General features: G+C 77.3%; 3 protein-coding genes and 1 pseudogene. All 4 read right to left on the bottom strand.

Translation table 11 applies throughout. The features are described from left to right. Positions 1–447, bottom strand: a 447-nt coding sequence (locus GTW08_RS03760) for a DNA glycosylase AlkZ-like family protein (protein WP_161151415.1), incomplete at its 3' end; no start/stop codon positions are given. Between the two features lie 16 nt (positions 448–463). Further along, a complete protein-coding gene (locus tag GTW08_RS03755; RefSeq protein WP_346009846.1) occupies positions 464–1600 on the bottom strand; it encodes an LLM class flavin-dependent oxidoreductase in 1137 nt (378 codons plus the stop codon). A 67-nt stretch (positions 1601–1667) separates the two neighbouring features. After that, positions 1668–2471 carry an IclR family transcriptional regulator domain-containing protein gene (locus tag GTW08_RS03750; RefSeq protein WP_073574285.1) on the bottom strand — a complete coding sequence of 268 codons (804 nt, stop codon included), beginning with the start codon at positions 2469–2471 and terminating at the stop codon, positions 1668–1670. Next, positions 2468–2781: pseudogene (locus GTW08_RS31455) on the bottom strand (3-carboxy-cis,cis-muconate cycloisomerase); the annotation flags it as partial. The gene GTW08_RS03750 and the pseudogene GTW08_RS31455, both read right to left, overlap by 4 nt.

Genomic DNA, 2781 nt, shown 5'->3' with positions numbered 1-2781 from the left:
GACGCCCGCGGGCAGGCCCGCGTCGGCGAGTGCGGCGGTGATCTCGGCGTGCCGGCGCGGCCCGTCGGCCAGCAGCCCGCCGACGACGCGTGCGGCGGCGGTCATGTCGGCGTCGGTGACGTCGCGGAGCAGCCGCAGCCACTCCGCGCGCTGCTCGGCCCGGACGGCGGCGGTGAACACCCGGTGGTCGCGGCGGCTGAGCATGTGGATGGTCGAGCGCATCGCCCAGGCCTGTACGACGCGTCCGTCGTGCAGCATCGCGGTCAGCGTGGACCGCTCGAAGCCGATGAGCCGCGACCAGAGCCCGAGGTAGCCCGACGGGGCGTGCTGGGTCTGCAGCCCGCCGATGCGCTCCAGGGCGCGCGGCACCGTCAGGGCGGCTCGCCCGGTGAGGAGCTGGCGGGCGAGCAGGGCCCGCAGCCGGTCGTCGGCGGTGAGGACGCGCACCCGGCGAGTGTGCCGGTCAGCCCGCCGTCCGGGTGTACCGGTCCGCGGGGCGGGCGAGCCCGAAGCGGTCGCGCAGGGTGCCGCCGTAGGGGGCGGGCGTCCAGGCGTCGCCGAGTGCGGGCAGCAGGCCGTCGACGATCTCGTCCACCCCGGACGGCAGCGCCAGCGGGGCCAGGACGAACCCGTCGGCGGCGCGCTCCTCGGCGGCGTCGCGCAGCAGGCCGGCGAGTGCGGCCGGGTCGCCGACGTGGCGCAGCGTCGCCGGGACGGTGTCGGCGTCGGCGGGGGCGAGTGCGTCGAGCTCGCGCAGCCGCGCGGCGGCGTCGTCGCCCAGCAGGGTCTCGACGTCGAGCAGCACGGTGACCTGTTCGGGGTCGCGCCCGGCGTCGGCGACGGCGGCACACACCCGGTCCCGGGCCTCGGCGGCACCGGCGACCGTGTCGGCCGCCACCCGGACGACGTCGGCGTAGCGGCCGACGGTCGCCAGCGCCTCGATCTCGTCGCCGCGCAGCACGGTCAGGGGCTGCCCCTGCGGCGGGCGCGGGGTGATCGACGGTCCGGTCACGGAGAAGAACTCGCCGGTGAAGTCGATGTGGTGGAGCCGGTCGCGGTCGACGAAGCGGCCGGTGGCGGAGTCGCGGATCTCGGCGTCGTCCTCCCAGGAGTCCCACAGCCGGGCGGCGACCTCGATCGCCTCGCCGGCCTCCCGCCAGAGCGAGGCCGCGTCGCGATCGGCGCGCGCCCGGCCGAACAGGTCGGCCTCGGCCTGCGTGCGCGACACGTCGGGCTGCCAGCCGGCCCGCCCGGTGGACACGAAGTCCAGGGTGGCGACGGCCTTGGACAGGTGGAACGGCTCGGTGTGGGTGACCGTCACCGTCGGCACGACCCCGATACCGGGGACGGCGGGCGCGACCCGCGCGGCGACGGCGACGGCGTCGAGGGTGCCGGGCAGTGCGGCCGGGTCGGCACCGGGCGGCTGCAGCGAGTCGGACAGCGCGACGAGGTCGAGGCCGCCGCGCGCCGCGGTGCGGACCAGGTCCAGGTGGTATGGGGCGGTGAACAGCCGGGCCGGGTCGGCGCCGCCGAGCCGCCACGCGCCGGGGTGGCGCCCCGCCGCTCCGAGTTCGACCGCCAGGTGCAGACGTCCGCTCACCGTGCCTCCGTCGCTCGTGGTCAGCTCCTGGGAGGGCCAACCCACCGCGGGCGCGGTCTGTTCCCGGTCACCCGGCGGCGCGCAGGTCCGCCTCGATCGCGGCGGCGCAGGAGCGCAGCTCGGGCAGGATGTCGGCGCGCAGGCCGTCGGCGTCGTTGCGGGAGGCGTGGGTGGAGACGTTCGCGGCCGCGACGACCCTCCCGGCGCGGTCGTGGACGGGCACCGCGACCGAGCGCAGCCCGGCCTCCAGCTCCTGGTCGACGACGCAGTGCCCGTCGGTGCGGACCCGGTCCAGCTCGGTGCGCAGCTGTTCCGGGGTCGAGACGGTGTGCGCGGTCAGCGCCGCGGGTTCCAGCGCGCCGAGGTAGGAGTCGAGGGTGGCGGGCGGGAGCGCGGCGAGCAGGACGCGACCCATCGACGTCGCCCAGGCCGGGAAGCGGGTCCCGATGGTGATGGTGACGGTCATGATCCGCGAGGTGGGGACCCGGGCGACGTAGACGACGTCGTAGCCGGTGTGCGGGTCGCCGTCGAGGACCGACACCGACGCGGACTCGCGCACCGTGGCGACCAGGCGCTCCAGGTGCGGGGCCGCGATCTCGGGCAGGCCCATCGCGGACAGGTAGGACCAGCCGAGCTCCAGCACCCGCGGGGTGAGGGTGAACAGCCTGCCGTCGGTGCGGACGTAGCCCTCCTCGGCCAGGGTGAGCAGGAACCGGCGCGCCGCGGCGCGGGTGAGCCCGGTGGCACGGGCGACGTCGGCGAGGGTCTGCTGCGGGCGCTGGGCGTCGAAGGACCGGATGACGGCCAGCCCACGGGCCAGCGAGCGGACCTGCTCGGTGCGCGGGGCGCCCACGTCCTCCGGGGTGCTCACGCCGGCCGCCCGGCGAGGACGGTGTCGACCAGGTCGGCGGCGTGCCCGGTGCCGTGGCCCTGGGCGCCCGCGGCGAGGTCGAGGTTGCGGGCCATCGCCTCGGGGTGCACCTGCAGTCCGTCCAGGCTCACCCGCAGCCGGGCCGCGGCGCCGGCGGTGACCCGCAGCAGCGCGACGAGCGTCTCCCACTCCGCGTGCCAGGCCCCGGCGGCACGCTGGAACTCCTGCTCGGCGCCGGCGAGCAGCGTCGCGACCAGGCCGGGGGCGCGCTTCGCGGCGCCACGGGCGGTGACGGCCGCGGCCGGGTTGC

The sequence above is a fragment of the Pseudonocardia sp. SID8383 genome (genome assembly GCF_009864975.1).
GTDB lineage: Bacteria > Actinomycetota > Actinomycetes > Mycobacteriales > Pseudonocardiaceae > Pseudonocardia > Pseudonocardia alni.
The sequence above is the reverse complement of the archived record's forward strand: the minus strand, read 5'-3'. Positions and strand labels throughout refer to the sequence as shown.